Origin of the sequence: Streptomyces sp. NBC_01717, assembly GCF_036248255.1 — a bacterium.
In the GTDB taxonomy this organism is placed as follows: Bacteria; Actinomycetota; Actinomycetes; order Streptomycetales; family Streptomycetaceae; genus Streptomyces.
The window spans coordinates 1,856,461-1,882,639 of record NZ_CP109178.1 but is presented as its reverse complement, the minus strand read 5'-3'; the positions used below and the strand labels follow the sequence as shown (position 1 = coordinate 1,882,639).

26 protein-coding genes are annotated in these 26,179 nt (G+C 72.1%); 9 read left to right on the top strand and 17 right to left on the bottom strand.

Annotated features, from left to right (window positions below):
* Positions 1 to 64: 64 nt before the first annotated feature.
* From OHB49_RS08635 to OHB49_RS08625, 3 genes are read right to left on the bottom strand one after another with little or no spacing between them, the layout of a single operon-like run.
* Positions 65 to 469 (bottom strand): RidA family protein, encoded by a 405-nt coding sequence (locus tag OHB49_RS08635; protein ID WP_329159235.1) that lies wholly within the window; start codon positions 467 to 469, stop codon positions 65 to 67.
* Entirely contained in the window at positions 466 to 1,593 is a 1,128-nt protein-coding gene (locus tag OHB49_RS08630; protein ID WP_329159233.1) for a mandelate racemase/muconate lactonizing enzyme family protein, read from the bottom strand. The genes OHB49_RS08635 and OHB49_RS08630 overlap by 4 nt, the downstream gene beginning before the upstream one ends.
* Before the next feature lie 31 nt (positions 1,594 to 1,624).
* Positions 1,625 to 2,434, bottom strand: coding sequence for a creatininase family protein (locus OHB49_RS08625; protein ID WP_329159231.1), 810 nt, complete (start codon positions 2,432 to 2,434; stop codon positions 1,625 to 1,627).
* Between the two features lie 41 nt (positions 2,435 to 2,475).
* Here OHB49_RS08625 and OHB49_RS08620 point away from each other — a divergent pair, with 41 nt between their 5' ends.
* Positions 2,476 to 3,438: an ROK family protein gene (locus tag OHB49_RS08620; RefSeq protein ID WP_329159229.1), complete on the top strand. Its 963-nt coding sequence runs from the start codon at positions 2,476 to 2,478 to the stop codon at positions 3,436 to 3,438.
* Positions 3,439 to 3,446: 8 nt separating this feature from the next.
* On the opposite strand, the gene OHB49_RS08615 is transcribed toward OHB49_RS08620, so the two are convergent.
* The 5 genes from OHB49_RS08615 to OHB49_RS08595 are packed head-to-tail and all read right to left on the bottom strand — an operon-like array spanning position 3,447 to position 8,551.
* The gene (locus tag OHB49_RS08615; RefSeq protein ID WP_329159228.1) at positions 3,447 to 4,265 is read right to left on the bottom strand and encodes an ATP-binding cassette domain-containing protein; all 819 of its coding nucleotides are present in this window, start codon (positions 4,263 to 4,265) and stop codon (positions 3,447 to 3,449) included.
* Positions 4,262 to 5,089 carry an ABC transporter ATP-binding protein gene (locus tag OHB49_RS08610; RefSeq protein ID WP_329159227.1) on the bottom strand — a complete coding sequence of 276 codons (828 nt, stop codon included), beginning with the start codon at positions 5,087 to 5,089 and terminating at the stop codon, positions 4,262 to 4,264. The genes OHB49_RS08615 and OHB49_RS08610 overlap by 4 nt, the downstream gene beginning before the upstream one ends.
* The gene (locus OHB49_RS08605) at positions 5,086 to 5,991 is read right to left on the bottom strand and encodes an ABC transporter permease (RefSeq protein ID WP_329159226.1); all 906 of its coding nucleotides are present in this window, start codon (positions 5,989 to 5,991) and stop codon (positions 5,086 to 5,088) included. The genes OHB49_RS08610 and OHB49_RS08605 overlap by 4 nt, the downstream gene beginning before the upstream one ends.
* Positions 5,988 to 6,977 carry an ABC transporter permease gene (locus OHB49_RS08600; protein WP_329159224.1) on the bottom strand — a complete coding sequence of 330 codons (990 nt, stop codon included), beginning with the start codon at positions 6,975 to 6,977 and terminating at the stop codon, positions 5,988 to 5,990. Before OHB49_RS08600 ends, OHB49_RS08605 begins: the two co-directional genes overlap by 4 nt.
* A complete protein-coding gene (locus OHB49_RS08595) occupies positions 6,977 to 8,551 on the bottom strand; it encodes an ABC transporter substrate-binding protein (protein ID WP_329159222.1) in 1,575 nt (524 codons plus the stop codon). The genes OHB49_RS08600 and OHB49_RS08595 overlap by 1 nt, the downstream gene beginning before the upstream one ends.
* 54 nt (positions 8,552 to 8,605) lie before the next feature.
* On the opposite strand from OHB49_RS08595, the gene OHB49_RS08590 reads away from it, so the two are divergent.
* The gene (locus OHB49_RS08590; protein WP_329159219.1) at positions 8,606 to 9,538 is read left to right on the top strand and encodes an IclR family transcriptional regulator; all 933 of its coding nucleotides are present in this window, start codon (positions 8,606 to 8,608) and stop codon (positions 9,536 to 9,538) included.
* The gene (locus OHB49_RS08585) at positions 9,535 to 10,656 is read left to right on the top strand and encodes a serine hydrolase domain-containing protein (protein ID WP_329159218.1); all 1,122 of its coding nucleotides are present in this window, start codon (positions 9,535 to 9,537) and stop codon (positions 10,654 to 10,656) included. The genes OHB49_RS08590 and OHB49_RS08585 overlap by 4 nt, the downstream gene beginning before the upstream one ends.
* A 173-nt stretch (positions 10,657 to 10,829) precedes the next feature.
* Here the strand turns inward: OHB49_RS08585 and OHB49_RS08580 are convergent, their stop codons facing one another.
* The gene (locus OHB49_RS08580) at positions 10,830 to 11,171 is read right to left on the bottom strand and encodes a DUF6204 family protein (protein ID WP_329159217.1); all 342 of its coding nucleotides are present in this window, start codon (positions 11,169 to 11,171) and stop codon (positions 10,830 to 10,832) included.
* Positions 11,172 to 11,385: 214 nt separating this feature from the next.
* Between OHB49_RS08580 and OHB49_RS08575 the strand changes: the two genes are divergently transcribed.
* The gene (locus tag OHB49_RS08575; RefSeq protein WP_329159216.1) at positions 11,386 to 13,356 is read left to right on the top strand and encodes a DUF5107 domain-containing protein; all 1,971 of its coding nucleotides are present in this window, start codon (positions 11,386 to 11,388) and stop codon (positions 13,354 to 13,356) included.
* 101 nt (positions 13,357 to 13,457) lie between these two features.
* Here OHB49_RS08575 and OHB49_RS08570 read toward each other — a convergent pair whose 3' ends face one another.
* The 3 genes from OHB49_RS08570 to OHB49_RS08560 form a co-directional block, all read right to left on the bottom strand.
* The gene (locus OHB49_RS08570; RefSeq protein ID WP_030971888.1) at positions 13,458 to 13,811 is read right to left on the bottom strand and encodes a VOC family protein; all 354 of its coding nucleotides are present in this window, start codon (positions 13,809 to 13,811) and stop codon (positions 13,458 to 13,460) included.
* A gap of 63 nt (positions 13,812 to 13,874) precedes the next feature.
* Positions 13,875 to 14,684 carry a class I SAM-dependent methyltransferase gene (locus tag OHB49_RS08565; RefSeq protein ID WP_326745605.1) on the bottom strand — a complete coding sequence of 270 codons (810 nt, stop codon included), beginning with the start codon at positions 14,682 to 14,684 and terminating at the stop codon, positions 13,875 to 13,877.
* 115 nt (positions 14,685 to 14,799) lie between these two features.
* Positions 14,800 to 16,305 carry a bifunctional phosphatase PAP2/diacylglycerol kinase family protein gene (locus OHB49_RS08560; protein WP_329159211.1) on the bottom strand — a complete coding sequence of 502 codons (1,506 nt, stop codon included), beginning with the start codon at positions 16,303 to 16,305 and terminating at the stop codon, positions 14,800 to 14,802.
* 81 nt (positions 16,306 to 16,386) lie between these two features.
* Here OHB49_RS08560 and OHB49_RS08555 point away from each other — a divergent pair, with 81 nt between their 5' ends.
* The 3 genes from OHB49_RS08555 (at position 16,387) to OHB49_RS08545 (ending at position 18,748) form a co-directional block, all read left to right on the top strand.
* Complete coding sequence (locus tag OHB49_RS08555) at positions 16,387 to 16,977, top strand: TIGR03086 family metal-binding protein (protein WP_329159210.1); 591 nt, start codon at positions 16,387 to 16,389, stop codon at positions 16,975 to 16,977.
* Between the two features lie 149 nt (positions 16,978 to 17,126).
* Complete coding sequence (locus OHB49_RS08550; protein ID WP_329159208.1) at positions 17,127 to 17,900, top strand: IclR family transcriptional regulator; 774 nt, start codon at positions 17,127 to 17,129, stop codon at positions 17,898 to 17,900.
* Between the two features lie 5 nt (positions 17,901 to 17,905).
* The gene (locus OHB49_RS08545) at positions 17,906 to 18,748 is read left to right on the top strand and encodes an SMP-30/gluconolactonase/LRE family protein (RefSeq protein WP_030971898.1); all 843 of its coding nucleotides are present in this window, start codon (positions 17,906 to 17,908) and stop codon (positions 18,746 to 18,748) included.
* A 48-nt stretch (positions 18,749 to 18,796) separates the two neighbouring features.
* Here OHB49_RS08545 and OHB49_RS08540 read toward each other — a convergent pair whose 3' ends face one another.
* The 3 genes from OHB49_RS08540 to OHB49_RS08530 all read right to left on the bottom strand — a co-directional run bounded on the left by OHB49_RS08540 (position 18,797) and on the right by OHB49_RS08530 (position 22,033).
* Positions 18,797 to 19,759, bottom strand: coding sequence for a hypothetical protein (locus OHB49_RS08540; protein ID WP_329159205.1), 963 nt, complete (start codon positions 19,757 to 19,759; stop codon positions 18,797 to 18,799).
* 100 nt (positions 19,760 to 19,859) lie between these two features.
* Positions 19,860 to 20,882 carry a zinc-dependent alcohol dehydrogenase gene (locus OHB49_RS08535; RefSeq protein ID WP_329159203.1) on the bottom strand — a complete coding sequence of 341 codons (1,023 nt, stop codon included), beginning with the start codon at positions 20,880 to 20,882 and terminating at the stop codon, positions 19,860 to 19,862.
* The gene (locus OHB49_RS08530; RefSeq protein WP_329159201.1) at positions 20,879 to 22,033 is read right to left on the bottom strand and encodes a mandelate racemase/muconate lactonizing enzyme family protein; all 1,155 of its coding nucleotides are present in this window, start codon (positions 22,031 to 22,033) and stop codon (positions 20,879 to 20,881) included. Before OHB49_RS08530 ends, OHB49_RS08535 begins: the two co-directional genes overlap by 4 nt.
* Before the next feature lie 260 nt (positions 22,034 to 22,293).
* On the opposite strand from OHB49_RS08530, the gene OHB49_RS08525 reads away from it, so the two are divergent.
* Positions 22,294 to 23,586, top strand: a complete 1,293-nt coding sequence (locus tag OHB49_RS08525) for an aminotransferase class I/II-fold pyridoxal phosphate-dependent enzyme (RefSeq protein ID WP_329159198.1) — start codon at positions 22,294 to 22,296, stop codon at positions 23,584 to 23,586.
* Between the two features lie 104 nt (positions 23,587 to 23,690).
* The gene (locus OHB49_RS08520; protein WP_329159195.1) at positions 23,691 to 24,770 is read left to right on the top strand and encodes an MBL fold metallo-hydrolase; all 1,080 of its coding nucleotides are present in this window, start codon (positions 23,691 to 23,693) and stop codon (positions 24,768 to 24,770) included.
* On the opposite strand, the gene OHB49_RS08515 is transcribed toward OHB49_RS08520, so the two are convergent.
* Together OHB49_RS08515 and OHB49_RS08510 are read right to left on the bottom strand one after the other, a co-directional pair.
* Positions 24,760 to 25,380 (bottom strand): DedA family protein, encoded by a 621-nt coding sequence (locus OHB49_RS08515; RefSeq protein ID WP_329159192.1) that lies wholly within the window; start codon positions 25,378 to 25,380, stop codon positions 24,760 to 24,762. The two genes, OHB49_RS08520 and OHB49_RS08515, sit on opposite strands and share 11 nt — an antisense overlap.
* The gene (locus OHB49_RS08510) at positions 25,377 to 26,159 is read right to left on the bottom strand and encodes an MBL fold metallo-hydrolase (protein ID WP_030971913.1); all 783 of its coding nucleotides are present in this window, start codon (positions 26,157 to 26,159) and stop codon (positions 25,377 to 25,379) included. The genes OHB49_RS08515 and OHB49_RS08510 overlap by 4 nt, the downstream gene beginning before the upstream one ends.
* Positions 26,160 to 26,179 lie beyond the last annotated feature (20 nt).

Sequence of the window (26,179 nt, the reverse complement as noted above, 5' to 3'; positions counted from 1 at the left end):
GATCGCGCGAGTCAAGCGCTGCGGGCCGGGCTGTCGTCGGACGGCCCGGCCCACGTACCCGGGATCAGGTGTTCCGGCGCAGCGCCACCACGTCGATTTCCACGAGGATACCCATCAGCTCGGAGCCGACCGTCGTGCGTGCCGGCCGCGGGTCGCTGAAGTGCTTCCGGTAGACCTGGTCGAACCCGGCGAAGTCACGGTGCACGTCCTGGAGATGGACCGTCGCCTTCACCACGTCATCGAGCGTGAGCCCGTCGGTTGCCAGGAGAGCGCTCAGATTCGCGAGCACCTGGTGGGTCTGCTCGTCGATCGTCTCGCCCAGCTCGCCCGTGACCGGGTCCTGCGGACCGAAGCCGGAGGTGAACAGGTACGGACCCGCGGCGACGCCCTGGCTGTATCCGCCGATCGGCGCGGGCGCCCCGGCGGTCGTGATGGCGTGGCGCCCGGGGAGGGGACTGTCGGTGGTCAATTGGTGAGGTCTCCTTCGCGCGCGTTCACCTCGGCGTAGTGGCGGAGCTTGTCCTCGTCGACGGTGACGCCGAGACCCGGACCGTCCGGCACCCGCAGACTGCCGTTGTTCAGCGTGAGCGGCTCGATGATGTCGTCCGCGTGCAGGTAGTACATGGAGTCGATGGCACGCGACAGCACCGGGGTGCTGGCAACCACCGCGAGGTGTGCGGCCGTCGCGATGCCCAGCTCGCCGCCGCTGTGCAGGTTCATGCCGAGGCCGAACGTCTCGCAGTGCGCGGCCAGCGCCTTCGTCGGCGCGATACCACCCCACTTGTAGACGTCACCGTGGATCACGTCGACCGCGTTGAGCCGCATGGCGGGCGCGAAGTCCTCGAAGCGGACCACGCACATGTTGGTGCACAGCGGGATGCGCACCTTCTGGCGGACCTGGCTCATGCCCTCGATCCCGACGCACGGGTCCTCCAGGTACTCCAGGTCCAGCTCCTCCAGGGCGATACCGGCGCGCACCGAGTCGGGCACCGACCATGCGGCGTTCGGGTCCACGCGCAGACTCACCTCGGGCAGGGCGGCGCGCACTGCCCGAAGGATTGCGACGTCGCCCTGTACGTCCTTGGTGCCCTTGAGCTTCACGGCCGTGAAGCCGCCCTCGGCCACCACGCGCTCGGTGTGCTCGGCGAGCATGCGCGGCAGGTCGCCCGCGTCGGCGCCGGGTGCGTCGGCGCGGGTGATCAGCGCGGTCAGCGGCACCTCGTGGCGCACCGGGCCGCCCAGCAGGTCGGTCACGGACTGCCCGGTGGCCTTGCCCATGGCGTCCCAGCAGGCGACGTCGATCGCGGCCAGGGCGGCGTAGCCCAGGTAGCCGTAGAAGAACGGCACCATGTGGTGGCGGCGGTGGAAGGACTCCAGGGCGAACGGGCTCGTTCCGATCAGGTCCTCGGCGAGGTCGCGGACGATCGCGGCGACCGGGCGGCCCCACATCGTCTCGCCCCAGCCCTCCACGCCGGAGTCGGTCTTGATGCGCACCACGGTGCGTGTTTCCCCGGTCTTTGTCTCGAACGAGCTGGTGAACGGGTTGACCAGCGGCAGATTGACGACGTGGACGTCGACCTCGGTGATCTTCATGAACGTTCCTTACGTGTGAAGTGGTGGAGGGTCACGCGACGGGCCGCGACGCGGCGTCGAAGGCGAGCACCGCGCGGGCCAGGCCGCGGGCGCGCCGGTCGAGCAGGCGCTCGCCGTGCGCGGCGTCGGCGCCGGCCGCGTCGTCGGTGGCGCCGCCCACCCGCTCCCACTCGCCGTGCCGCTCCACGGTCAGACCGGGGTAGGGCGGCTTGTCGAACAGCGGCGGCGGCTCGACCGGCTCGTGCCGGGCGCGCTCGGCACGTACCAGCTCCGGCTGTGCGGCCAGCATCAGCGACGTCTCGAACCAGCCGGCGTGCCCGGGCACCAGCGCGGCGTGCTTCTCGTCCGGCGCGTCCGCGTCCTGCTCGGGCTCGCCGGTGTCGGTGAGCGTCCAGTAGGAGCAGGCCGCGGCCGTCACGTCGGCGCGCAGCGCGAACCGCTTGACCGCGAGCCGCATGATCTCGTCGTTGCCGCCGTGTCCGTTGACGACGAGCACCCGCCGGTAGCCGCAGGCGGCCAGCGAGTCGAGGAGCTCGTCGAGGACCATGCCGAGCACTGGCGCGGACAGCGTCAGCGCCGCCGCGAACAGATGGTGCGGGCTGTGCCCGTACGGCAGCGTCGGCAGCCGCACGAGATCGGGCACGTCGTCACCGGCGGCGGCCCGCTCGTCGAGCAGAGCCAGGGCGCGGGAGACCACGGCGTCGGCGAGCATCGTGTCCGTGCCCATCGGCAGGTGCTCGGCGTGCTGCTCCTGCGAACCGATCGGCAGGACGGCGATCGCGTCGGGAGCCGCTGCCCGCGTCTCGCGCCAGGTGGCCTCGGTCAGATTCCGGTGGGTCATGCCGCTGTCTCCCCGGATCGATGGCATGACAGAGTCGGCGCATGGCGCATGAACGTATTCCTTTGCGGTTGGTACCCGATCCGCGTCCGGACGAGTCGGCCGGGCGGGACGTCGGTGTGCTGGGCGCCGTCGAGGTGCTGCCCGGATTGGTGCGTGCCGCGCTGCTCACCCGCGCCGGAGCCGTACGCGAGCGGGCGCAGGCCCGCTTCGACGCGCGCAGCCTCGACCCGGCCGTCGTCGACGCGGCCCTGCGGGAGGCGACGGTGGTGTTCGCAGGGCAGGCCCTGCTCGGCGTCGGCGTGGCCGCGGCCGGTGTGGTGGATCCGGCGGCGGGCCGGATCATCGAGGCGAACGACGCCCCGGCGCTGCGCGGCTACCCGGTGGCCGACCGGCTCGCCGGGCTGGCCGGTGCGCCGGTGCGGATCGAGCACCGGGCGCGCGTGCAGGTGCTCGGCGATCGCTGGTTCGGCGCGGGGCGCGGCCGCCGCTCGTTCGCCTCCGTCGCGACCGGTGAGGTCCTCGGCGTCGGCATCCTCTACGCGGGGGAGGTGCTTGCCCCGACCGGTGGGCGCAGCGGCGCCCACATGACGGTCACCGCGAGCGGCCGGCTCTGCACCTGCGGACGGCGCGGCTGCTGGAAGACCGTGGCGACGACCCGCTGGCTGCGCGAGCGCGCCGCCGAGCACGGCCTCGCTCCGGAGGCGGCCACACTGGCGGCGCTGGTGGCGTCCGACGCCCCGGCCGCCGGTGATCTCGTCGCGCGCTACGCGGAGAACCTGGTGCTCGGCCTCGCCACCGTCCAGCAGCTGTTCGCGTGCGGCCTGTTCGTGCTGCACGGCGAGGCCCTCGACGGCGGTGAACCGTTCCGGGCCATGGTCGAGTCCCGGCTGCGCGCCGATGTGCTCGGCGGCGGTGAGGCTCCCACCGTGGTCCTCGGCGAGGCCGCGGACACCGGCGCGCTGCTCGGGGCGGCGGGCCTGGTCCTGTCGGGGCCTCGGCCTTAGCGCAGGTTTCATGCCGGGACGCTCCTCAGGATCCGGCGGCTGGGGTCGGGTACCGGCACGGCGTCCAGGAGCCGCCGGGTGTACGCGTCCTCGGGTGCGGTGAACACCTGGTCGGCGGTGCCGGACTCGACGATGCGGCCCTGCCGCATCACGGCCACCCGGTCGGCGATCTGACGGACGACGGCCAGGTTGTGCGAGATGAAGAAATAGGTCAGGCCGAGGCGACCCTGGAGTTCGGCGAGCAGGTCGAGGACGCGGGCCTGCACGGACACGTCGAGCGCGCTGGTCGGCTCGTCGAGCACGACCAGGCGTGGCTCCAGGGCCAGTGCCCGCGCGATGGAGATGCGCTGGCGCTGCCCGCCGGAGAACTCGTGCGGATACCGGTCCAGGATGCTCGCGTCCAGACCGACGGAGTCGAGGAGCTCTCCGACCCGGTCGCGCACCTTGGCCCGGCCGCGCCGCCCGCGCGCCCACTCCTCGTGGGTGACGAGCGGCTCCCCGACGATGTCGGCGATCCGCAGTCGCGGATTCATGCTGGAGTACGGGTCCTGGAGCACGACCTGCATCTGCCGGCGCAGCGGCCGCAGCGCGGCGCCGTTCAGAGCCAGCAGGTCCGTGCCGTCGAAACGCACGCTGCCCGCGGTGGGTTCGAGCAGCCGGAGCAGCAGCCGGGTCAGCGTTGTCTTGCCGCAGCCGGACTCGCCGACCAGGGCGAAGGTCTCGCCCTCCCGGACGGTGAGGGAGACGTCGTCGACGGCGACGCTCGGCGGGCGGCCGGGGAACTCCTTGCGCAGGCCGTCGATTTCCAGAAGCGGGGTCGTGGTCATGCGACGGGCTCCAGTCGGGGAGTGGCGGCCAGCAGATCGCGTGTGTACGAGGCGGTGGGGCGCGTGAAGACCTGTTCCACGTCGCCGGTCTCGACGACCTCGCCGTGCCGCATGACGACGACACGGTCGGCGGTCTCGGCGACGACGCCCAGGTCGTGGGTGATCAGCAGGACGGCCATGCCGTGGCGTTGCTGGAGCTGTACGAGCAGCTCCAGGATCTGCCGCTGCACTGTCACGTCGAGCGCAGTGGTGGGCTCGTCGGCGATGAGGACGCGGGGCCGGGCGACGAGTGCGGAGGCGATCATGACGCGCTGGCGCAGGCCGCCGGAGAGTTCGTGCGGGTACTGGCCGTAGCGCCGTTCCGGGTCGGGGATGCCGACCTCGTCCAGTGCGGTCAGCGCCGCCCGGCGGGCCTCGACGCGGGTGTGGTCGCCGTGCAGCCGCAGTACCTCGGCGACCTGGTCGCCCACCCGCTGCAACGGATCGAGGCTGGTCATCGGGTCCTGGAAGACCATGGATATCTGGGCGCCGCGGACCTTGCGCAACTCCTTCTCGCGCAGGGCGAGTACGTCCTTGCCGTCGAGCAGCACCTGGCCGCCCGCGTACACGCACGGGGGTTCGGGGTTGAGGCGCAGCGCGGACAGGGCGGTGGCCGACTTGCCGCTGCCGGACTCGCCGACCACGGCAAGGGTCTCGCCGGCGGTGACCGAGAAGTTCACCCCGCGTACCGCGTGCACGGTCGAGGAGGCGAGCGCGAAGTCGACACGCAGGTCCCGGAATTCGAGGACGGGCGCGGACGGTGGGGTCTGTGCGGAGTCGGTCATCGGCGGTACGCCTTCGGGTCCGCGACGTCGCGCAGCGCGTCGCCCAGGATGTTGATGGACAGCGAGGTGAGCATGAGCGCGATGCCGGGGAAGACGGCGATCCACCAGGACGTGCCGAGGTAGAGCTGTCCGTCGGAGAGCATGCCGCCCCAGGTCACCGTCTCCTTCGGAACGCCGAGGCCCAGGTAGCTCAGCGATGCCTCGGCGACGATGGCCGACGCGATGTGCAGGGTGCCGATGGTGGCCAGTGGTGCCATGACGTTGGGCAGCAGGTGCCGGCGCATGATCGCCAGGTCCCCGACCCCGATCGCGCGGGCCTCGGTGACGAAGTCGCGGGTGCGCAGCGACAGCACTTCGGAACGCACCACTCGGGCGTACGACACCCAGCCGGTGATGCCGATCACGAGGATCACGTAACCGAGGCCCGAGCCGACGAAGCCGACGACGGCGAGCGCCAACAGGATCGCGGGGAAGGCGAGTTGGACGTCGGCGAGGCGCATCACGATACGGTCGGTCCAGCCGCCGAGGTAGCCGGAGGCGAGGCCCGCGACGGTACCGATGACACCGGCGAGAAGGGCGGCGCCGGCGCCGACGAGCAGTGAGACCCGGGTGCCGTAGATGACCCGTGAGAGCAGGTCGCGGCCGAGCTGGTCGGTGCCGAGCAGGTGGTCCGTGCCGCCGCCGGACTGCCAGGCGGGGGGCTGGAGCCGGCCGAGGAGGTTCTGGGCGCCCGGGTCGGCGGGAGCGATCAGAGGTGCGCACAGCGCGCACACGACGATCAGCAGGAGGAAGACGAGCGCGATCGTGGCGAGCCGGTTGCGCAGCAGCGAGCGCAACACGGACGGCTGGGTCGCGGCGGGGGCGGGTGCGGCAATGGTGGCGGAGGGGGCGGTGGTGGTCATCGGGAGTTCCTCACCCTCGGGTCGAGGAGGCCGTAGGACAGGTCCACGAGCAGGTTCACCACGACGAACGTGGCGGCGAACAGCAGCACGGTGCCCTGTACCAGGGGGAAGTCGCGGTTGGCGATGGCCTGCACGGTCAGCTGGCCGACACCCGGCCAGGAGAAGACCTGCTCGGTGAGGATCGCGCCGCCGAGCAGGCTGCCGACCTCCAGGCCGACGACCGTCACCACGGGCAGTGACGCGTTGCGCATGCCGTGCCGCAGCACGGTGCGCACCGGGCCCAGGCCCCGGGCGCGGGCCGTGCGGATGTGGTCGGAGCCGAGCACGTCGATCAGCGAGGAGCGCAGCAGCCGCGCGACGACGGCGACCGAGTAGACGGCCAGCGTGATCGACGGCAGGACGAGATGGGCGAACGTGCCGTACCCGGAGGCGGGCAGCGCGTGCAGACCGACTGCGAACACGAGGATGAGCAGGATGCCCACCCAGAAGGCGGGTGTCGACTGGCCGATCAGGACGGCCGTGATCACACCGCGGTCGGCGGCCTTCCCGCGGCGCATCGCCGCGATCGTGCCGGCGGGCAGCGCGATCACCAGCGTCACCACGAGGGCGCCCGCCGCGAGCAGCAGGGTTGCCGGGATGCGGTCGGCGAGGACCGCGCGGACCGGCTGGTTGTAGAAGAGGGAGTTGCCGAAGTCGAAGCGCGGCAGGCCCCACAGGTAGTCCAGATACTGCTTGACGAGCGGCCGGTCCAGGCCCAGGTTGTGCCGCAGCACGCTCTCCTGCTGGGCGGTGGCATCGGGCGGCAGCATCACCTTCACCGGGTCGCCGGACAGACGCACCAGGAAGAACACGACGGTGGCGGTGCACAGCAGTACCAGCAGCGCGGTGCCCAGGCGGGCGGCAGCGGGCCGCAGCACGGTCCAGGCCCGGCTGTGTCCGGCGACGGGCGCGGTGGGGGCGGTGGGCGCGGTCAGGGTCCGGCTCATCACACGGCCACCTTCGCGCTCGCCATGTCCAGCACCCCTGCGGTGCCGGGCGTCCAGCTCGGCCGGGTGTTGTGCACATAGATGTTGTCGATCTGGTACAGGGGCACGAACGGCGCCTCGTCCTTGATCAGTTGCTGCAGGTCGGAGAAGGCGCGGCGGCGCACGGCCGGATCCACGGACAGCTCCTCGCGGTCCACGAGTCGGTCGGCGCGCTTGTGGTGCCAGCGACTCTGCCGGCGGTCGCTGCGCACGTTCGACTGGAGCATGCTCTCGCCGTCCATGGTCCAGACGGTGGACGCGGCCAGGTACATCGGGCCGAGCGCGCCGTGGTTGGTGGAGGTCAGGCGCTGGGAGTACGTGCCCGGGTCGAGCAGGTTCACCTTGGCGCGGATGCCGGCGCGGGCCAGCAGGCCCGAGATGGCCTCGGCGACGTTCGCGTCCAGGTTGGAGGCGGTGATCGAGGTGCTGATGCCGTCGGGATGCCCGGCCTCGGCAAGCAGCGCGCGGGCCTTGGTGAGGGAACGCTCGAACGGCTTCACGGACTCGTCGAAACCGAACGCGCCGCGCGGGATCATCGCCGGGACCTCGGTGGCGTTGCCGCCGAGCACCGCCTTGATGAGCAGGGGCACGTCGACGGCGTGGTTGAGCGCCTGCCGTACGCGCCGGTCGCGCAGCGGTCCCGCGGTCAGCGTGTCGAGCGACAGGTACGAGGTGCGGATTCCGGTGTGGTGGCCGATCCGCACGCCCGGGTATCCGGCCAGCTGTTCGGCGGCGTCCGGGGTCATGCCCGCCACGATGTCGACGCCGCCGCTCTGCAGGGCGGCCAGCGCGGACGACGAGTTGGGGGCGGGTACGAAGACCAGCTCGTCGACGTGCGGGCGGCCGTGCCAGTGGTGGTCGTAGGCGGCCAGGCGCAGCTCGTGGTCACGTTGCCAACGCCGGAACGTGAACGGCCCGGTACCGACCGGGTGCGCGGCGAACCCCTCGTCGCCGACCTCGGCCAGGTAGCGCGGGGGCACCACGACGCCGCCGAACAGGGACAGCTTCGCGGGCAGGATCGGGTCGTGCACCGAAGTGTGCACGTCCACCGTGTACCGGTCGACCACGCTGACGTCCTCGACGTAACGCAGCTCCACGATGGGCGACTTGGTGGCGGGGGCAAGCAGCCGCTTGATGCTGAACCGGACGGCCTCGGCGTCGCACGGCTCGCCGTTGTGGAAGGTGACCCCGCGCCGCAGCTCGAACCGCCACACCTTCGGCTCGACGGCCTTCCAGGACACGGCGATCCGTGGTTGGAGGGTGTTGTCGCGGCCCCTCGTGGTGAGCGTGTCGAAGATGTTGATCAGGGCGTTCATCGACGTCATGTCGCCCTGCTTGTGCGGGTCCATCGTCTTGGGGTCCCCGGGCTGGGAGACCCGCAGCACGTTGCCTGCGGAGGCCGCCGACGGTGCGCCGCACCCGGTCAGCAGGGCCGGGGCTGCAAGGGCGGGCACCGCGAGACCACACAGGCGCAGCGCCGAACGGCGGGAGCAGCCGACGCGCCGGCCTACTCCCTCTTCACGTATTCGTTCCATTAGGCAACACACTCGTTCCGGTGAATGGAATGCAGTTCGGGTAAGGTAGGCCACATGGGGAAACCGGTCAACAGTCGTTCGCAGAAGCAGGCCTCCGCAGCAGCGTCCACCATCGCCTCCGACGGCCCGGGCGTGGACACCGCGCCGCCCGCGCCCGGACCGGTGGACAAGGCCATGGAGGTTCTGGCGGCCCTCGCGCGGTCTGGTGCGCCACACCGTCTCGCAGACCTCGCCCGTCACACGGGACTCGCGAAACCCACCGTGCACCGCCTGCTCCGCGCCCTCGCCGCAACGGGCTACGCCGAACCTGCCACGGGCGGCAGCTATCGGCCGGGGCCACGGCTCCTCGGACTCGCCGCGAGCGTCCTCGCCGACGACGCCGCGTTGCGCCGGGTCAGCCCTGTCCTCGACGAACTCCGCGAACGCACCGGCCTGTTCGCCTCTTACGCGGTGCGCGACGACCGTACGGTGATCCACCTGGATGTCCGTGCGCCCGCCCAGGGACTCGGGCTCGACCTGCGCCCCGGCTTCTGCGAACCGGTGACCGCGGGCGCGGCAGGCCTCGCCCTGCTTGCCGCCCTGCCGGCCGAGGAGAGCGAGTCCCTGTCGACCGGCCCCGACGGCGCCCCCGCCGATGAGGCGACCCACGCGGCCCTGGCCGCCGCGGCCCGCGACGGCTATGTCTTCGACGGCACGGACACCTGGCTCGACCGGCGCGCGCTCGCCGCCCCGGTGCGCGACGCGACGGGCCACGCTGTCGGCGCCCTCGTGCTGACCGGCGTGGCCTTCACTCTCGACGACGCGGCCGCACAGCTGTACGGGCCGATGGTGCGCTCCGCCGCGGCCGCGGTCTCGGCGAGCCTGGCCGCCCTGCCCGGCGCACGGCTCGGACTGGTCGCGGGCCCGGAGCGCCCCACGGGCGGGACGGGCGGCAACGGCCGCAGGGGGAGTGCGAACGGAGTCGAAGCGGCGGGGGAGAAGCGATGAACGCCGAGGAGCGGCAGCCGGCATCGACCATCGGCGACCGCGGGACGACCACCGGCCCGATAGGCACCAGGCCCGACGCGACCGGCTCCGCGCACCACGCGGCCGTCCGCCGACGCTTGCTGGAGGACGGCCGGGCGCGCGGCCTCTACTCGGGCGCCACCTGGTCGCTGGGCGACGCGGCAGGCCCGTACGACCGGGGCTGGACCGGCACCCGCTCGCTCGACGGACCAGCTCTGGACGGCCATGACCTGTGGGACCTCGCGTCCGTGACCAAGCCGATGGTCGGCCTGGTCGTCATGGCTCTCGTCGACCGCGGTGTCGTGGGCCTCGACGACACCGTGGGACACCACCTCACCCGCTACTCCAACAGTCCGCACGCCGCCCGTACGGTCGCCCAACTCCTCGACCACACCGCAGGGCTGCCCGGGGGCGTGCCGCTCTACCGCGATCACCCCACCTCTGAGTCCCTGCTCACGGCGCTCGGCTCACTGCCGCGCACCGCCGAGCCCGGTACCCATGTCACCTACTCCTCCCAGGGGTTCATGTTGCTCGGCCTCATGGCCGAACAGGCCACGGGCCAGGGCCTGGACCAGCTGATGACCGACCTCGTCAGCGCTCCCCTCGGCCTGACCGACACCCGTTTCCGGCCGGAATCCGCCGACCGGGCACGCGCGGTGGCAACCGAAGCCTGCCCCTGGCGCGGCCGGACCGTCGTCGGTGAGGTGCACGACGAGAACGCCGTGGTACTCGGCGGCGTCGCCGGGCACGCGGGCCTCTTCTCCACCCTCGCGGACCTGGAACGCCTCGCCCTCTCCCTGCTCGGCGGCGGCCCACCGCTGCTGAAGCCGGACACCCTGGCCCTGATGACGGCCCCCCGCACCGACCACCTCAACCTGCGCCGCGCACTGGCCTGGCAGGGGCAGGACCCGATCGGTTCGCCGGTGGGCGACACCTTCGGCCCGACCTCGTACGGCCACACGGGCTTCACCGGCACGAGCCTGTGGCTCGACCCGGCGGACGGCCGCTACGCGATCCTGCTCACGAACCGCGTCCATCCCAGCCGCGAGGAGCGCGGGTTCACGGCGCTGCGGCGGGACTTCCACGCGATCGGAGGGTGACGGCGGGAAGTGTCCGGGCCGGTGGCCGTCTCGCCACCGGCACTCGATCTTCCGGTGGGGGCGGGAGTCGGTCAGGGCCACATGCGTGACTCCTGAGATCCTGAGGCGCCGACGTTCACGCCATCTGATCGGCGTGGGGGTCGTGGACTGGGCTCATCGGACACTCGCGCAGGTCAGTGCCGCTGGAGCTTGTAGTTGATCTTCATGGTGTCCATGTCCGTCGCGGTGGAGCGCAGCCGTCCGTAGCCGTACCCGTGCTCCTTCAGCGTCGTCTCCGCCCGGTCCTCGGCGATCGCGGATGCCATCTCTTCGCCGTCCTCGGCGTCCGACACGACCACGTACCGGAAGCTGAAGTGCTTGAGCACCGTGTCGTAGCTGAGCGAACCCTCCTCGGTGAACTGCATCGCCTCCAGGCCGTGCTGCTCCACCTCGGCCAGCAAGCGGGCGCGGGCCTCGTCCGTCAGGCCCTCCCAGGTGCCGCGCACGATCACTCGGTAGGTGTGCTGGGTGCTCATCCCGTTCTGCCGCCTCTGTCGCATCAATCGTTGAGGATGAAGGCTACGACGGCGAGGACGGGACGCACACGGAATATTGTCGCCGTCGACGCCGGTGACGGCCTTTGCCGAAGTCTGACGGCGACGCCCCTGGTCGGGGCGGCTTCGAGAGTGTTCCATGGTCATCGGGGGGCGCCCGGACCTGCGGCGGCCCGCGCGAGGGAGCGAGGTTGCTTTGGCCACGACCGTACGACGTGCCGTACTGACTCTGCCCGCCGCACCGCTGGGCCCGGAAAACCCGCTGCCCGCGTTGCGGCCGCTCGACGAGATGCATGTCGTCGACGACCGTGACCGGGCCGGGCTGCCGCGCGACATGGCTCGGCAGCTCGGCTACGAGCCGCTGACCACCGTCCTGCCGGTGCGCATTCTCGACGGGTACGGGCGCGAGCGGACCCCCACCGACCTGGACGCGATCGTCATCGAGAACGACCGGCTCCGGGCCACCGTCCTGCCCGGCCTCGGCGGCCGGATCCACTCCCTGCACCACAAGCCGACCGGCCGGGAACTGCTCTACACCAACCCCGTCCTGCAGCCTGCCGACTTCGCCCTCAACGGCGCCTGGTTCTCCGGCGGCATCGAGTGGAACATCGGTGCGACCGGCCACACCACACTGTCCTGTGCCCCGGTGCACGCCGCCCGCGTCCCCGCACCCGACGGCGGTGAGATGGTCCGGCTCTGGGAGTGGGAGCGGCTCCGCGACCTGCCGTTCCAGGTGGACCTCTGGCTGCCGGAGGACTCCGACTTCCTCCACGTCGGGGTACGGATACGCAATCCGCACGAGCACACCGCGCCCGTCTACTGGTGGTCCAACATCGCCGTCCCCGAGGGCGCGCGGTCCCGCGTCCTGGCCCCTGCCGACGAGGCCTGGCACTTCGGTTACGAGCGGACCCTGACCCGGGTCCCCGTGCCGGAGACCGGTTCCGTCGACCGTACGTACCCGCTGCGCAGCGACTTTCCCGCCGACTACTTCTACGAGGTGTCGGACGGCACCCGCCGCTGGATCGCGTCCCTCGACGAGGACGGTCACGGACTCGTCCAGACCTCCACCGACCTGCTGCGCGGCCGCAAGCTCTTCCTCTGGGGCAGCGGGCCCGGCGGGCGACGGTGGCAGCAGTGGCTCACCGAACCCGGCACCGTCGGCTACGCGGAGATCCAGGCAGGACTCGCCCGTACCCAGCTGGAGCACATTCCGCTCGAACCCGGCGCCGAGTTCAGCTGGCTGGAGTCGTACGGACCGCTGACCGCCGACCCCGGTGTCGTGCACGGCGACGACTGGGCCGCGGCCCGCTCCGAGACCGAACAGCGCCTCGCCGAAGCCCTTCCGCGCGCCGACGTCGACGCCGCGTACGCGGCCTGGCGCCCGCACGCCGACACCGAGCCCGGCGAGTCCCTCGCCACCGGTTCCGGCTGGGGCGCCCTCGAAGTCCGGCGCGGCAAGTACCGACTCCCGGGCACACCGTTCGCCGAGTCGACCCTCGGCGAACAGCAGGCACCCTGGCTGCACCTGCTCGACCAGGGCGCCTTCCCCGAGCCGCGCCGCGTGACGCCGCCCGGACCCTCGCTCGTCTCCGCGCACTGGCGCGACATGCTGGAGACGGCATCCGCCGAACCTCTCACCGAGTACCACCTCGGCGTCGCCCAGTGGCACGCCGGTGACCGCGCCCAGGCGGTCCGCAGCTGGGAGCGCGGTCTGGCCCTCGCCCCGTCCCGCTGGCCGCTGCTGCGCTGCCTGGCCGTCGCCGCCCAGGAGGGCGGCCAGCGGAACAGGGTCGCCGACCACTACGCCGAGGCGTTCGAGGACCTCTGCGCGGAACGCCGGGACGACGGCGAAGCCTGGACCGCCGCCACCACGGCGCTCGGCCATGAGGCGATAGAGGCGTTGCTGGCGGCCGGGCGGACCGACGGGGCACGCACGGTGTGGGACGGGCTGCGGCCGGCGATCCGGCAGCGCGGCCGGTTCCGCCTGCTGGAAGCCCGGCTCCTGCTCGCCGAGGGCGACCGTGCGGCGGCCCGGGCCGTCTTCGACGAGGGCTTCGAGGTCGCGGATCTGCGGGAGGGGGCGGAGATCCTGGACGAGGTCTGGTCGGCGCTCACCGACCAGCCGCTGCCCGACGCCTACAACTACCGGATGCGCCCGAAGAGCTGACCGGACACTCGTCGGAGTGAGCGGCCCACGTGCGGACCGGCCGGCGAGGTGCCGGCGCGCGTGGGTACGGAGCGACGTCAGGAGTTGCGGAACCTGCCGGATCAGGCCGGCAGGTTCCGGTCGACGTACTCGAAGACCGAGCCGTCCGGGTGGACCGCGATCAGGTTCCGGCCGACCGGGGTCGGCACCGGGCCCGCGAGTATCCGGGCGCCGACGCGGGTGAGTGACTCATGCGCGTCGTCGACGTTCTTCACCGCGATCGTGGCCGTCACCTTGCGCAGGATCTCCAGCTCCGACTCGGGGCCACTCATCAGCAGAAAGCAGCTGATCGCGGCGACCGAGACACCGCCGCGCTCGAAGCGCAGCGCCGGACTGGCCGTGAGGTCCTCGTAGAAGGCCACCGCGGCCTCCAGGTCGTCGACGCAGATGCGCAGCGTGGTTCCCAGAATTTCCATGCGGAACAGGGTAGTTGGCGAGGCCGCGACCCGTGATCGATTCCCGCGGCCGGCCCGGCTGGGTCAGGCACGGCAGAGCACTTCGCCGTGCGGGACCATGAACCATGCATCGTCCTGCTCACCCCAGGTGCGCCAGGCCGCCGCGATGTCGTTCAGCTGCTCGGTGGTCGCATGGCCACCGTCCACGGCCAGCTTCGCGTACACCGAGCCGACCGTACGGTCCGCCCACAGACCGCTCCACCAGACCCGGTTCTCCGGTGTGGCGAAACACCAGGCGGCGGCGGACGGGGTGATGTCGGTGAAGCCGGCCTGCCGGGCCCAGGAGAGCAGCCGCCGGCCCGCATCCGGCTCGCCGCCATTGGTGCGGGCCACCCGCCTGTACAGCTCCTGCCACTCGTCCATGACCGGCACTTCGGGGTACCAGGCCATCGCCGCGTAGTCGCTGTCGCGGGCCGCGACGATGCCGCCGGGGCGGCACACCCTCCGCATCTCGCGCAGTGCCTGCACCGGGTCGCCCACATGTTGCAGCACCTGGTGGGCGTGCACGACGTCGAAGGAGTCGTCGGGGAAGTCCAGGTCGTGCACGTCGGCGGTGGTGAACTCGATGTTGTCCAGGCCGCGTTCGGCGGCGACCTCGGCGGCCTGGTCCAGGATCTCCCCGGTGGTGTCGACGGCGGTCACCCGGCCGGGGGCGACCAGTGCCGCCAGATCCGCGGTGATGGTGCCCGGACCGCAGCCGACGTCCAGCACCGCCATGCCCGGCCGGAGTTCGCCGATCAGATAGGCCGCCGAGTTGGCGGCAGTGCGCCAGCGGTGCGAGCGCAGCACCGACTCGTGGTGGCCGTGGGTGTAGACGGCGGTTTCCTTCGGCATGGCTGTGCGTCCCCTCTCGGAGCGTGATGCGAAGCGCTGAGCGTGGCACCAACGGTACGCCGAGATGTCGGATCGTGAGATGGGCGTCTTGTTATATGGACGACGACTCGATGGCTCACACAGGCATCGGGCAGTAGACGGTCAGCGCCTCCGGAAGCTTGTCGATCACCAACTCCCTCTGGCTGTGCGCTACTTCGCCGTCGTACGCATAGGGCGTTCCCGGGGTCAGGCCGGCGATCCGCACCCTGCGAAGCCGTACCGCCGCATGCACGGGGGAGCGGGTCAACGGGCCCGCGACCGCAGCCGCGAGGAGGCGAAGACCGGGTGTGCGGCCGCCGTGCACCGCCCGGACGTCCAGCAGTCCGTCCGCGAGGTTGTGGCGTCGGCCCGGCGCCGGGCCCACTCGCCGGAACAGGCCGTTGCCCACGAACAACAGCCACAACGGCCGTCGCTCTCCCTGCAGTTCGGCCTCCAGCGGGCGATCGCCGCGCAGTACGTGGAGCGCCGCCAGGACGCCTGCCGGCCAGCCGCCGATACGCGGTGCCCAGTGCTCGCGGGTCCGTACCAGCTCCGGATAGGCCCCCAGGCTGAAGGCGTTGAGGAAATAGCCCGGCGCGCCGGCCGGCCCGTCCGGCCCCGGCCGGAAGCGGCCGAGGTCCACCCGTACCGCATCGCCCGCTGCCAGCGCGGCACATACGTCGTCCACCGTCTCGATGCCCAGGTCGTAGGCGAAGTGGTTGAGGGTTCCGCCGGGGAACACCGCGAGCGGCACACGGTGCGCAGCGGCGACAGCAGCGGCGCTGTTGACCGTGCCGTCGCCCCCGCAGATCCCGAGCGCATGGCCCTGTCCGGCGGCCTTCTCCAGTTCGGCGGAGAGCTCGCCGGGCGCGCACTCCACCACCTCGGCGAGCGGCAGCGAGTCGCGCACCAGCGAGGCCGTGGCCGTCGCCGAGCCGGACTCCTGGTTGACGACGACCACCAGGCCCCGGCCGCCCGGCAGAGCAGGCGCATGCGCGGGCGGTCTGCCCGGTGCGGGCAGCTGTCCTCGCGTCGGTACGACACCGCGCAGCGCGAACGCGGCTCCTATGCCGAGCGCCGCACCGGCCAGCACATCACTCGGATAGTGGACCCCCGTATAGACGCGGGAGGCGGCGACCGCCAGCGCGAGCGGGGCGACCGCCGCACCCCAGCCCTTCGATTCGAGGGCGACACCCGTCGCGAAGGCCGCCGCCGACGCGGCATGCCCGGACGGGAAGGAGGTGGTGAACGGCTGGCGCGTGAGCCGCCGTATCACCGGCACGGCGTCCAGTACCGGCCGCTCCCTGCGCACCGCACCCTTCCCCACGGTATTGATCGCGGCCGAGGCCACGGCCAGCGAGACCACCCCGCGGAGCGCGGCACGCCGGGCCCGGGCGCTGCCGCCCAGTACCGCCATGCCCGCCGCGGCGCCGAACCACAGCAGCCCGTGATCGGCGCTGCGGCTCAGCCGTGGCAGTACGGGGCCGGCGCCCGGCCAGTGCCGGCCGGCCACGCTCCGGAAGACGGCGAGATCGCCCCGGTGCAGCCAGGTACGGAGTCCGGTGGGCGAGGGGACTGAGGACGCGTTGCTCGGAGACGACATGGGACTGCGGATACCCTTTTCGGCCGCGCCGAAGCAGCAGACGCGCTCGCGCGCGGCTCTTCCGACGGAGACAGTGGTCACATGGCATCTCACACTCCCTCCGCCCGCGACCTGCTCGACCGGCACGCCGAGGCACTCCAGCTCTTCACGGACCGGGTGCATGCCGTGCGCGACGACCAGTGGTCCGCATCGACGCCGTGCACCGAGTGGTCCGTCCGCGATCTGGTCACCCATCTCACGTCCGAGCAGCTCTGGGTCCCGATGCTGCTGACGGAGGGACGTACCGTCGCCGAGGTCGGTGACGCCTTCGACGGCGATGTGCTGGGCGACGACCCGGTGACGGTGTGGGACCGTGCGGCGGCGGAGGCCCGCAAGGCGTTCGCGGCCCCCGGAGCGCTGAAGCGGACCGTGAATCTCTCGTACGGGGACAGCGCCGCCGACGCCTACTGCGCGCAGATGGTGAGCGACGCCGTAGTGCACTCCTGGGACCTCTCCCGGGCGATCGGCTCCGACGAACTGCTGCCGGAGGGCCTCGTCGAGTTCACCCGGCGCGAGGTCGGGCCGTACGTGAAGGGACTGTCGCAGACCGGTCTGTTCGCCCCGCCGGTCAAGACCGAGAAGGGCGCGGACCCGCAGACCGAGCTGCTCGCGCTGCTCGGGCGGCAGGTGTGACAAAGGGGCAGTAAACGGTTTATGTCGACGTTTCGGCTGGGCGTCGGGGCGGGTCGGCGGCATTGCCGTCACAAGTGCGCTACGACTAGCCTGTGTTCGCGATTCCGGCCAATGGTCGGAGTGTCGAACGCGAGAGGTGGGTGCACAACATGGGGCGACTCGTCCCTGCGGTGACCAGAGCCCTGGACGTACTCGAACTCTTCCTCCACGGCGACGGAACACTCTCCGCGCCCGAGGTCACCCGCAAACTCCAGCTGCCGCGCACCACCGTTCACGAGCTGCTGACCACCCTCGCCGCCCGCTCGTACCTGGTGGCGCTCCCGGATCAGCCGGGCCGCTACCGCCTCGGTGTCCGCACCTATCAGCTCGGCAGCCGGTACGCCGAGCAGCTCGACCTCGCCGCGGAGGGACAGCAGGTGGCCCGCGAGGTCGCCGAGACCTGCGGCGAGACGGTTCATGTGGCGATCCTGGAGGACACCGACGTCATCTATATCGCCAAGGTGGACTCCACCCATGCGGTACGGATGGTCTCGGCGGCCGGACGCAGGCTGCCCGCCCACTGCACCTCTGTCGGCAAGATGCTGCTCGCCACCCTGCCCGACCGGGAGCTCGACGCCCGGCTCGACGGCCGCGAACTCACCGGCATGACCCCCAACAGCATCACGGACCCTGCCGAGTTGCGGACCGTGCTCACCGGCGTGCGGGAACGGGGCATCGCGGTGGAGCACCGTGAGTCCAATCCGGATGTGAGCTGTGTGGCGGCTCCGGTGCGGGACCGGGCGGGCCGGGTCGTCGCCGCGCTCTCCATCTCCGTACCGGTGATCCGCTGGAGCGAGAAGCGCGAGCAGGAGCTGGCGGTCCTTGCGGTGGACGGCGCGGACGCCCTCTCCGCCCGTCTCGGACACCACCGGAGGGAGCAGTGAGCAGGATGCGCCTCGACGTGGCCGTGCGGGAGCGGGCCGAGCTCGGTGAGGGCCCGACCTGGGACCCGGCGACCGGTCGGCTGATCTGGGTCGACATTCTTTCCGCCCGCGTCCACACCTACGACCCGGCGAGCGGCCGCCGCACGGTCATGGCCACCGAGCAGCATGTCGGAGCGGCAAAGCCGCGCGCGGGCGGCGGGCTGGTCGTCAATCTGCGCGACGGCATCGGACTCTACGACTCCGACGGCGCCTTCCGCTGGCTGGTGCACGACCCCGAGCCCGGGCGGCGCGGCAACGATGCGGCCGTGGCGCCCGACGGGGCGCTGTGGGCGGGCACCATGCGCTACGACGAGGCGGAGGTCGGTGGCGGCCTGGCCCGCATCGCGCCCGACGGCACGGTCACCCCGGTGCTGCCCGTGGTTGCCTGCAGCAATGGCATCGGATGGAGCCCGGACGGGCGGCTCATGTACTACATCGACACCCCGACGCGCCGCATCGACGTCTTCGACTTCGACGGTCGGCGCGCCCTGAACCGGCGGCCGTTCGCGACGGTCGAGGAGGGGGCGGGTTTCCCCGACGGGCTGACGGTCGATGCCGACGGATGCATATGGGTCGCCCTGTGGGACGGAGGGGCGCTGCGTCGCTACACGGCCGGCGGCGCGCTTGACCGGACCGTCCCACTGCCGGTGCGGCGCCCGACGGCCTGTGCCTTCGGCGGTACGGACCTGCGCGACCTGTACATCTCCACGGCCCGGACGGGGCTCGCCGCCCCGCACCCGCTGTCCGGTTCGCTGTTGGTGCTGCCGGGCGCGGGGCAAGGGATGCCGGGGGCGGCCTTCGCGGGCTGAATCGGGCGAGGGAGGTTCGAGGAACCCGACCTCGCTGCGCGCTACTCGCTACTCAACCGTGAAGCGGCGCAGCGGGCCGGGCAGCCGGGAGCCGAGCGGTGACATGTTCGTGCCGGCGCCGTGCCGGGCCAGCAGGTCGAGGGCCAGCCGCCCCCGACGCACCCGCTCGCGGGCCGTGTCCAGCGCGACGTCACGCAGATGCGCGCCGTACGGATAGATGCCCGGCGCCCTGGACAGGCCGAACTTGAGATAGATCGGGGCGCCGCGACGGATCAGCTCGGCGGCCTCGTACATCCGCACATAGCCACCGAGGTCGTCCGGCGCCTCGATGTAGAGGTCCATCGGCGCGCCCGACACCCGTCGGATCTCGGTGAAATGAGCAAGAGTCAGGTCGGACGGAACGTTGATCGAGTCGGCGCCGAGCTGTTCGTGGACCGCGAAGGAGGCCGGGTTCACCGGCCCGATGAGCGCCGACACCTTGAACGTCGTATCGGCCGGCAGTACGCCCCGGGTACGCAGCCGGTGCAGTGTCCAGAGCACCCCTTCGTCGGCGACGAGCAGGCATTTCACACCCAACTCGGATGCCCGCACTGCGTCTTCGACACAGCCGGCCAGCGCGTCATGGCCGCGGGCGCGCAGCCCCGCGCCGCCCGAGTCGGTACGGGTGGCGGCGCCCGTGTCCCAGCTTCCGCGTGGTCCGGTGAACAGGCAGAGCTCGACGCCGCGTTCGGCGCAGCCCTCGACCATCTCGGTGATCTCGGCGTCGCTGAGCATCCAGATGCCGCTGCCCTGGCTGATCCGATGGATCGGTACATCGAGCCGGGAGGACTCCTTGAGGGCGACGGAGAGGGCCTCGGGGCCTTCGACGGACGGGACCTCGGTCCGCCAGGTGCCACCGTCGGGGAAGGCGTACGGGGAGGTGTCGGCCGGGTCGGCGGTGGGCGCGCCCAGCCCGAGCGCGGTGAGCGCGGGCTCGCCGGGGCGGCGGGCGGGGGAGTCGGACGAGGTCATGAGCGACCTTTCGTGTTCGATATATCGGACGTGGTTCGGGTGGGCGGGTGTAGGGCTGCATCGGGCGTGGTGAGAGAAGAGCGGTGGGGCCGGCGGGGCTCTACGGGCGCAGCAGCACCTTGCCCGTCCCGGGACCGCCCCCGCCGACCAGTGCCACGGCATCCGCGAACCGCTCCAGCGGGAACTCGTGCGTGATCAGCGCCGCCGGATCGAGCAGCCCGGCCGTGAACGCCCGCACCGCATAGGACCAGGCCGCCGACGGTGCCCCGAACACGCTGCGCACGGTGAGCTGGCTCAGCGACAGATGTACCGGATCGATACCGGCGGCACCCGGTGCGAACATGCCCGTGAGCACCACCCGGCCGCCGCGCCGCGCCAGCAGGCAGGCGTCGGCGGCGGTGGACGGCGCGCCCGCCGTCTCCACGACCAGGTCGTAGCGGCCGTGCACCTCGTCGGCCTCCTTCGGGGTGCGGGCTTCGCTCGCCCCGAACGCCAGGCCCTGGCCTGCCCGTTCATCGCGTGGGTCGATCACCGTCAGCTCCCCGGGCGACATGGCGGAGAGCAGTTGCACGGCGAGCAGCCCGAGCGTCCCCGCGCCCACGACGGCGATGCGCTCGCCCGGTTCGGGTGCCCCGGCCCGTACGGCCGCAGCGACCACCGCGGCCGGTTCCAGCAGGGCGGCGGCCCGCAGATCCGCGTCGTCGGCCAGTGGGTGCAACAGCCGTGCCGGGACCACGACATGGTCGGCGAACGCCCCGGGCCGGGTGAACCCCGTCTCGTCGTAGCCCGCCGTGCACAGCGACGTCTCCCCGCTCCGGCATCGTTCGCATCCGCCGCAGGACCGGAAGCCCTCGGCGACCGTCCGGCGGCCGAGCAGCGCCGGATCGACGCCTGCACCCAGGGCGTCGACCACCCCGGACCATTCGTGGCCGGGCACCACCGGGTAACGGACGTAGGCCGGGTCGCGGTGGCCGTCGTACACCTCACGGTCGCTCATGCAGATCCCGGCCGCGGCGACCCGCACCCGGACCTCACCGGGACCGGGCTCGGGAACGGGGCCGCTGGTCAGCCGGTGCTCGCCGGGCCGCTCGACCGTGACCGACCGTGAGCGGGTGCCGCTCACTTGGGCTGCCTCCTCTCCCAGCCGTCGGCCCACAGATCGAACCGGGCCTGCTGCTGCGGGAATTCTGCGGCCGCGTCCACATCGAGCTCCACACCCAGGCCCGGAGCGTGGGAGAGCTCGAAGCAGCCGGTTGCGGGGTCCACCTGCGGGGCGCCCTTGACGACCTTCTTGATGTCGGCGTCCGCGAAGTCGTTGAAGTGTTCGAGGATCTTGAAGTTTGGTGTGCAGCCCGCGAGTTGGAGGCTGGCGGCGGTCAGCACCGAGCCGCCCACATTGTGCGGCGCGATCAGTGTGTAGTGGGTCTCGGCAGTCGCGGCGAGCTTGCGGGTCTCCAGGATGCCGCCGATGTGGCCGACGTCCGGCTGGATGATGTCGGCAGCCTGCGACTCGAAGAGCTCACGGAACTCGATCCGGTCGTGGATGCGTTCACCGGTCGCGATCGGCAGATCGACCTTGCCGGCGACCTTGCTCAGAGCCTTGAGGTTCTCCGGCGGCACCGGTTCCTCCAGCCAGGCCGGATGGAACGGTGCCATCTCGTGGGCGATCCGTACGGCGGTCGACGGGCTGAACCGGCCGTGCATCTCCAGCATCAGCTCGGCGTCGGGGCCGATGGCATCCCGTACCGCCTCGATCAGCGACACCGCGTACCGGGTCTCCTGCTGACCCAGCTCGAAGTGGCCGGTCCCGAACGGGTCGATCTTCAGGGCGCGGTAGCCGCGCTCGACGACGGCCCGTGCCGCCTTGTGGTACGCCTCCGGGGTGCGCTCGGTTGTGTACCAGCCGTTCGCGTACGCCTTGACCCGCTCGGTGACCTGTCCGCCGAGCAGCTGCCAGACGGGGACGCCGAGCGCCTTGCCCTTGATGTCCCAGCAGGCCATCTCGACGACCGCGATGCCGGACATCACGATCTCTCCGGCCCGCCCGTAGTCGCCGTACTTCATCCGGCGTACGAGGTCCTCCACGGCGAACGGGTCGGAGCCGGTGATGTGGTTGGTCTCCGCCTCGCGCAGGTAGCCGATGAGTGCGTCGGTGCGGCCGAGCATCCGGGTCTCGCCGACACCGGTGAGGCCCTCGTCCGTATGGACCTGGACGTAGGTGAGGTTGCGCCAGGGGGTGCCGACGACGTGTGTGCTGATTCCGGTGATGCGCACGGGAGTTGCCCCTCGACGTGTTCGATATTTCGTCACTCGTTCGAAATTCTGGCGTGACCGTAATGACGCGGTGGGTCGAGTGTCAATGGGGCCGTCGGGTCCCGGTGGCATTGCCGGTCGGGAGGGTGCTCCCGGCCGGCCGGCCCGCCAGGGGGTGGCCGGTGTGTCGCCCGGCCGGGCAAGCGGTGTCGCTCAAACCTCCGTATAAAGGGCCCTGAGAGCGAGACAGGGTGACCGAGCGACAGCGAAGGAGGCCCGGGATGGCGCGGGAGCGGACCGGGCGGGCCGGGCAGGACGGGGATGCGGGACCGGCCGGGAGTGGCGCAGGGCGGGCCGCCGCCCGGACCCTTCGGGAGGACCGCGGGCCCGTTCGGTACGGGCCACCCGCCCCCGATCCCGGGCTGCCCGTGCTGCCCGAACTGGCCGACGTGCTCGCCGCCGCGGCCGGGCGCAGCGAGCCCGAACCGACCGGCGGCGGCGAGGCCCTGCGCGAGGCGGCCGCCGCCTACTGGATCCGGCGCGGTCTGCGCGGCGGACCGGAGCACATCGCCGCCGCCCCCGGTGCCTCACCCCTGCTGCTCGCCCTGATCGCCGCACACGGCGGCGATGTCCTCATGCCGCGCCCCTGCCCCCCCACCTGGATCCCGCAGGCCCGGCTGCTGGGCCGGCCCGCCTACCATGTGCCGACCCCGGCCGAGTGCGGCGGCGTGCCCGATCCGTACGCGCTCCTCGAGACCGTACGCAGGGTGCGCGCCGAGGGCGGCAGACCCCGGCTCCTGCTGATCTCAGTCGTCGACGACCCGACCGCCACCGTCGCCCCGCCGGAGCTGGTGCGCGAGGCGTGCGAGGCCGCGGTCGCCGAGGGGATGCACATCGTCAGTGACGAGACCTGGCGCGACACACTGCACCGGCCGCACGACACCGTCCTGCTCAGCCCCGCCGAGATGTGCCCCGAGGACGTCACCGTCCTCAGTGATCTGGCCGGTGCGCTGACTCCGTCCGCCTGGCCGGTCGCGGTCGCCAGATTCCCGGACACCGAACGGGCGGCGACGCGCCACGCCCGTACCCTCGACATCCTCACCGCGCTCGGCGCCCTCGTCGCGGGCCCGGTGGCTGCCGCGGCCGCCCACGCGCTGCGTGAACCGGAGCCCGTCACGGCGCGGCTCCGCCTGGCCGCCGGACTGCAGGCGCAGGTCGCGGCCGCGGCCCACCGGGCGGTGCTTGCCTCGGGAGCGCTGGCCAGACCCCCGCAGGCCGGCCGCCATCTCTACGCCGACCTCGGCCCTCTCCGGTCCCGGCTGGCCACCCAAGGTGTCACGGACTCGCTGGAACTGGAGGAGTACCTCACCGAACGCCTCGGCGCTCCCACCCCGGGCGGCCACCGCTTCGGCGACGAACTGGGTGCGCTGCGGGTTCGGCTGGGCACCGGACCGCTGCTCGGCTCGACCCCGGAGCAGCAGATGGAGTCCCTCACTGCGGTGGAGCCCCTTGAATTGCCGCACGTCGCCCGAGCGCTGAGCATTTTCGCAGCAGCTCTCGGCGAACTCCGCTGACGAAGGCATACCCACGGCATACCCGACGGTGTCCCCGATGGCCTGCGCGACGCCGCACCCGCGACGACCCACTCGACGACGCACTCCGCGACGGGAGTCCCTCGATGACGGAACAGACCGAGCGCTCCCTCGACGGGCCCACGCGCCCGGCTCCCCTCGGCCGGATCGTGTCACCGCGCCCCCTCGGCGAGGTGAGGGTCTGGCCCGACACGTTCGCCGACCGGCTCACCGGCCCGCTGCCGGGTGTCAGGGGCATGTCCAGACTGGCCTATGAGCGCGCCGTGCGGCCCGACGCGGAGGGATTGCGCGGCGTCCACCGGCTCCCCTACGCCCCCGAACCGCTGCCCGACACCGGCGCGGGCAGGACCACCGTGACGTGGGTCGGACACGCCAGCTGGATCGTCCGGACGGGCGGGCTGACCATCCTCACCGACCCCGTCTGGTCCCGCCGCATCCTCGGCACACCCGCCAGGATCACGCCCGTCGGCGTCCGCTGGGAGGATCTGCCGGCCGTCGACGCGGTGGTCATCAGTCACAACCACTACGACCACCTCGACGCCCCCACCCTGCGCAGACTGCCGCAGGACACCCCGCTCTTCGTCCCCGCGGGACTCGGCCGGTGGTTCCGGCGCCGCCGCTTCTCCTGCGTCACCGAGCTCGACTGGTGGGAGTCGGCGGTGCTGAACGGCGTCCGCTTCGATTTCGTGCCCTCCCACCACTGGTCGAAGCGGACCCTCACCGACACCTGCCGCTCCCTGTGGGGCGGATGGATCATCAACGGCATCGGCGGTGGCGACGGACAGCGGGTCTACTTCGCCGGGGACAGCGGCTACGGGCACTGGTTCACGGAGATCGGCCGCCGGCACCCCGGGATCGATCTGGCCCTGCTGCCGATCGGGGCGTACGAACCGCGCTGGTGGCTCGGCGACGTACACATCGATCCGGAAGAGGCCGTGCAGGCGTACGAGGATCTCGGTGCCCGCGCGATGGCACCGATGCACTGGGCGACGTTCCTGCTCTCCGCGGAGCCCGTACTCGAACCGCTCACCCGGCTCCATGCGGCCTGGCAGCGGGCCGGCCATCCGCGCGAACACCTCTGGGACCTGCCGATCGGTGGCTCCCGGGTGCTGGACGGGGCCCGCACCCCGCGGTACCCCCAGCCACCCCAGGGCATCAGCGGCTGAACCGGGCCCGCGCCCTGCGCCACACCGCGGGCGCCCCGCTGATCAGCAGCGTCAGGCCGACCGCCGCTACCACGCCCTGCCACGGCTCGGGGAACAGCGAACCGCCCAGAATGCCGATCAGCTGATACGTCGCCGCCCACGCCAGACAGGCCGGCACATCCCCCCGGGCGAACCGGCGCATCGGCATCCGGCCCAGCAGGCACGCCAGCATCACCGGAATCCGCCCGGCCGGCACCAGCCGCGACAGCACGAGCACCACCGAACCGTGCTCGTCCAGCTTCTGCTGCGCCTGGGCCAGACGCTCCGGCGCCGCCCGGTCGCTGATCACCTGCAGCCACTTCGAACCATTCTTGGACCGCACCCCGCGCTGCCCCAGCCAGTACAGACAGACGTCCCCGAGGAACGCCGCCGATGACGCCACCCCGAACACCACCAGCAGCGCGAACGCGTCCGTCTGATGGAACGCCACCACGGCCGCCGAACTCACCAGCGCCCCGGTCGGCACCACCGGCACCAGAGCACCCAGCGCCACCAGCAGGAACAGGGACGGATAGCCGACGGCCTGCTGCGTCGACTCAGGGGGCAGCTGCCCCACGACCTCCTGGATCACCTGGCGGCCTCCGGCCGCACATGCTCCCCGTGGGCCAGCCGGTGCACCGTCACGTCCGGTGCCAGCAGAGCCGCCTTACGGACGAACTCGTCGCCCGGCGAGTGGAACTCATGGGGCCGGACCCCGTCCATCCCGATCGGCCAGTACGTGCCGTAGTGCACCGGCACGGCCGATCGCGGTGCCAGCCGGGCCAGGGCCTGGGCGGCGCGGCCCGCGTCCAGATGGCTGTGGCCCAGATACGGGCCCCAGCCGCCGACCGGTAGCAGCGCCACGTCGACCGGGCCGACCGCCTCCGCCATCTCGTCGAACAGCCCGGTGTCCCCGGCGAAGTACGTGCGCGCCTCGCCCTCGACGACATAGCCCAGCGCGGGTGAACGGTGCGGGCCCACCGGCAGCCGCCGCCCGTCGTGCTGTGCGGGGACGGCCCGTACCCGCACACCGCCGACCCGCACCTCGTCCCCGGCCGCCACCTCGGTGATCCGCAGCCCGCGCACCCGGCGCAGCATCCGCAGCCCGGGTACGGAACGGACGGCACCGAGCGGAACGATCAGCCGGCTGCCGGGCGCGAGGCGGGCCAGTGACGGCAGATGCAGATGGTCGGAGTGCAGATGGGAGATGAGGACGACATCGGCGACGGTGGCCTCGGGGCCCGGGAGCGCGCCGCGGCGGCGGCGCAGGTGGGCGAGGCGGCGCACGAAGAGGGGGTCGGTCAGGACACGGACTCCGGAGTCCTCGATGGTGCAGGTGGCATGACCCCACCAGGTGACTTCCACCGGCACCGTCTGCCTCCTCGCCCGTG

Coding starts and splice junctions, on each gene's coding strand:
- OHB49_RS08630 (WP_329159233.1), bottom strand. CDS start 1,593: ATGAAGATCACCGAGGTCGACGTCCACGTCGTCAATCTGCCGCTGGTC.
- OHB49_RS08625 (WP_329159231.1), bottom strand. CDS start 2,434: ATGACCCACCGGAATCTGACCGAGGCCACCTGGCGCGAGACGCGGGCA.
- OHB49_RS08620 (WP_329159229.1), top strand. CDS start 2,476: ATGGCGCATGAACGTATTCCTTTGCGGTTGGTACCCGATCCGCGTCCG.
- OHB49_RS08615 (WP_329159228.1), bottom strand. CDS start 4,265: ATGACCACGACCCCGCTTCTGGAAATCGACGGCCTGCGCAAGGAGTTC.
- OHB49_RS08610 (WP_329159227.1), bottom strand. CDS start 5,089: ATGACCGACTCCGCACAGACCCCACCGTCCGCGCCCGTCCTCGAATTC.
- OHB49_RS08605 (WP_329159226.1), bottom strand. CDS start 5,991: ATGACCACCACCGCCCCCTCCGCCACCATTGCCGCACCCGCCCCCGCC.
- OHB49_RS08600 (WP_329159224.1), bottom strand. CDS start 6,977: ATGAGCCGGACCCTGACCGCGCCCACCGCCCCCACCGCGCCCGTCGCC.
- OHB49_RS08595 (WP_329159222.1), bottom strand. CDS start 8,551: ATGGAACGAATACGTGAAGAGGGAGTAGGCCGGCGCGTCGGCTGCTCC.
- OHB49_RS08590 (WP_329159219.1), top strand. CDS start 8,606: ATGGGGAAACCGGTCAACAGTCGTTCGCAGAAGCAGGCCTCCGCAGCA.
- OHB49_RS08585 (WP_329159218.1), top strand. CDS start 9,535: ATGAACGCCGAGGAGCGGCAGCCGGCATCGACCATCGGCGACCGCGGG.
- OHB49_RS08580 (WP_329159217.1), bottom strand. CDS start 11,171: ATGAGCACCCAGCACACCTACCGAGTGATCGTGCGCGGCACCTGGGAG.
- OHB49_RS08570 (WP_030971888.1), bottom strand. CDS start 13,811: ATGGAAATTCTGGGAACCACGCTGCGCATCTGCGTCGACGACCTGGAG.
- OHB49_RS08565 (WP_326745605.1), bottom strand. CDS start 14,684: ATGCCGAAGGAAACCGCCGTCTACACCCACGGCCACCACGAGTCGGTG.
- OHB49_RS08560 (WP_329159211.1), bottom strand. CDS start 16,305: ATGTCGTCTCCGAGCAACGCGTCCTCAGTCCCCTCGCCCACCGGACTC.
- OHB49_RS08555 (WP_329159210.1), top strand. CDS start 16,387: ATGGCATCTCACACTCCCTCCGCCCGCGACCTGCTCGACCGGCACGCC.
- OHB49_RS08550 (WP_329159208.1), top strand. CDS start 17,127: ATGGGGCGACTCGTCCCTGCGGTGACCAGAGCCCTGGACGTACTCGAA.
- OHB49_RS08545 (WP_030971898.1), top strand. CDS start 17,906: ATGCGCCTCGACGTGGCCGTGCGGGAGCGGGCCGAGCTCGGTGAGGGC.
- OHB49_RS08540 (WP_329159205.1), bottom strand. CDS start 19,759: ATGACCTCGTCCGACTCCCCCGCCCGCCGCCCCGGCGAGCCCGCGCTC.
- OHB49_RS08525 (WP_329159198.1), top strand. CDS start 22,294: ATGGCGCGGGAGCGGACCGGGCGGGCCGGGCAGGACGGGGATGCGGGA.
- OHB49_RS08520 (WP_329159195.1), top strand. CDS start 23,691: ATGACGGAACAGACCGAGCGCTCCCTCGACGGGCCCACGCGCCCGGCT.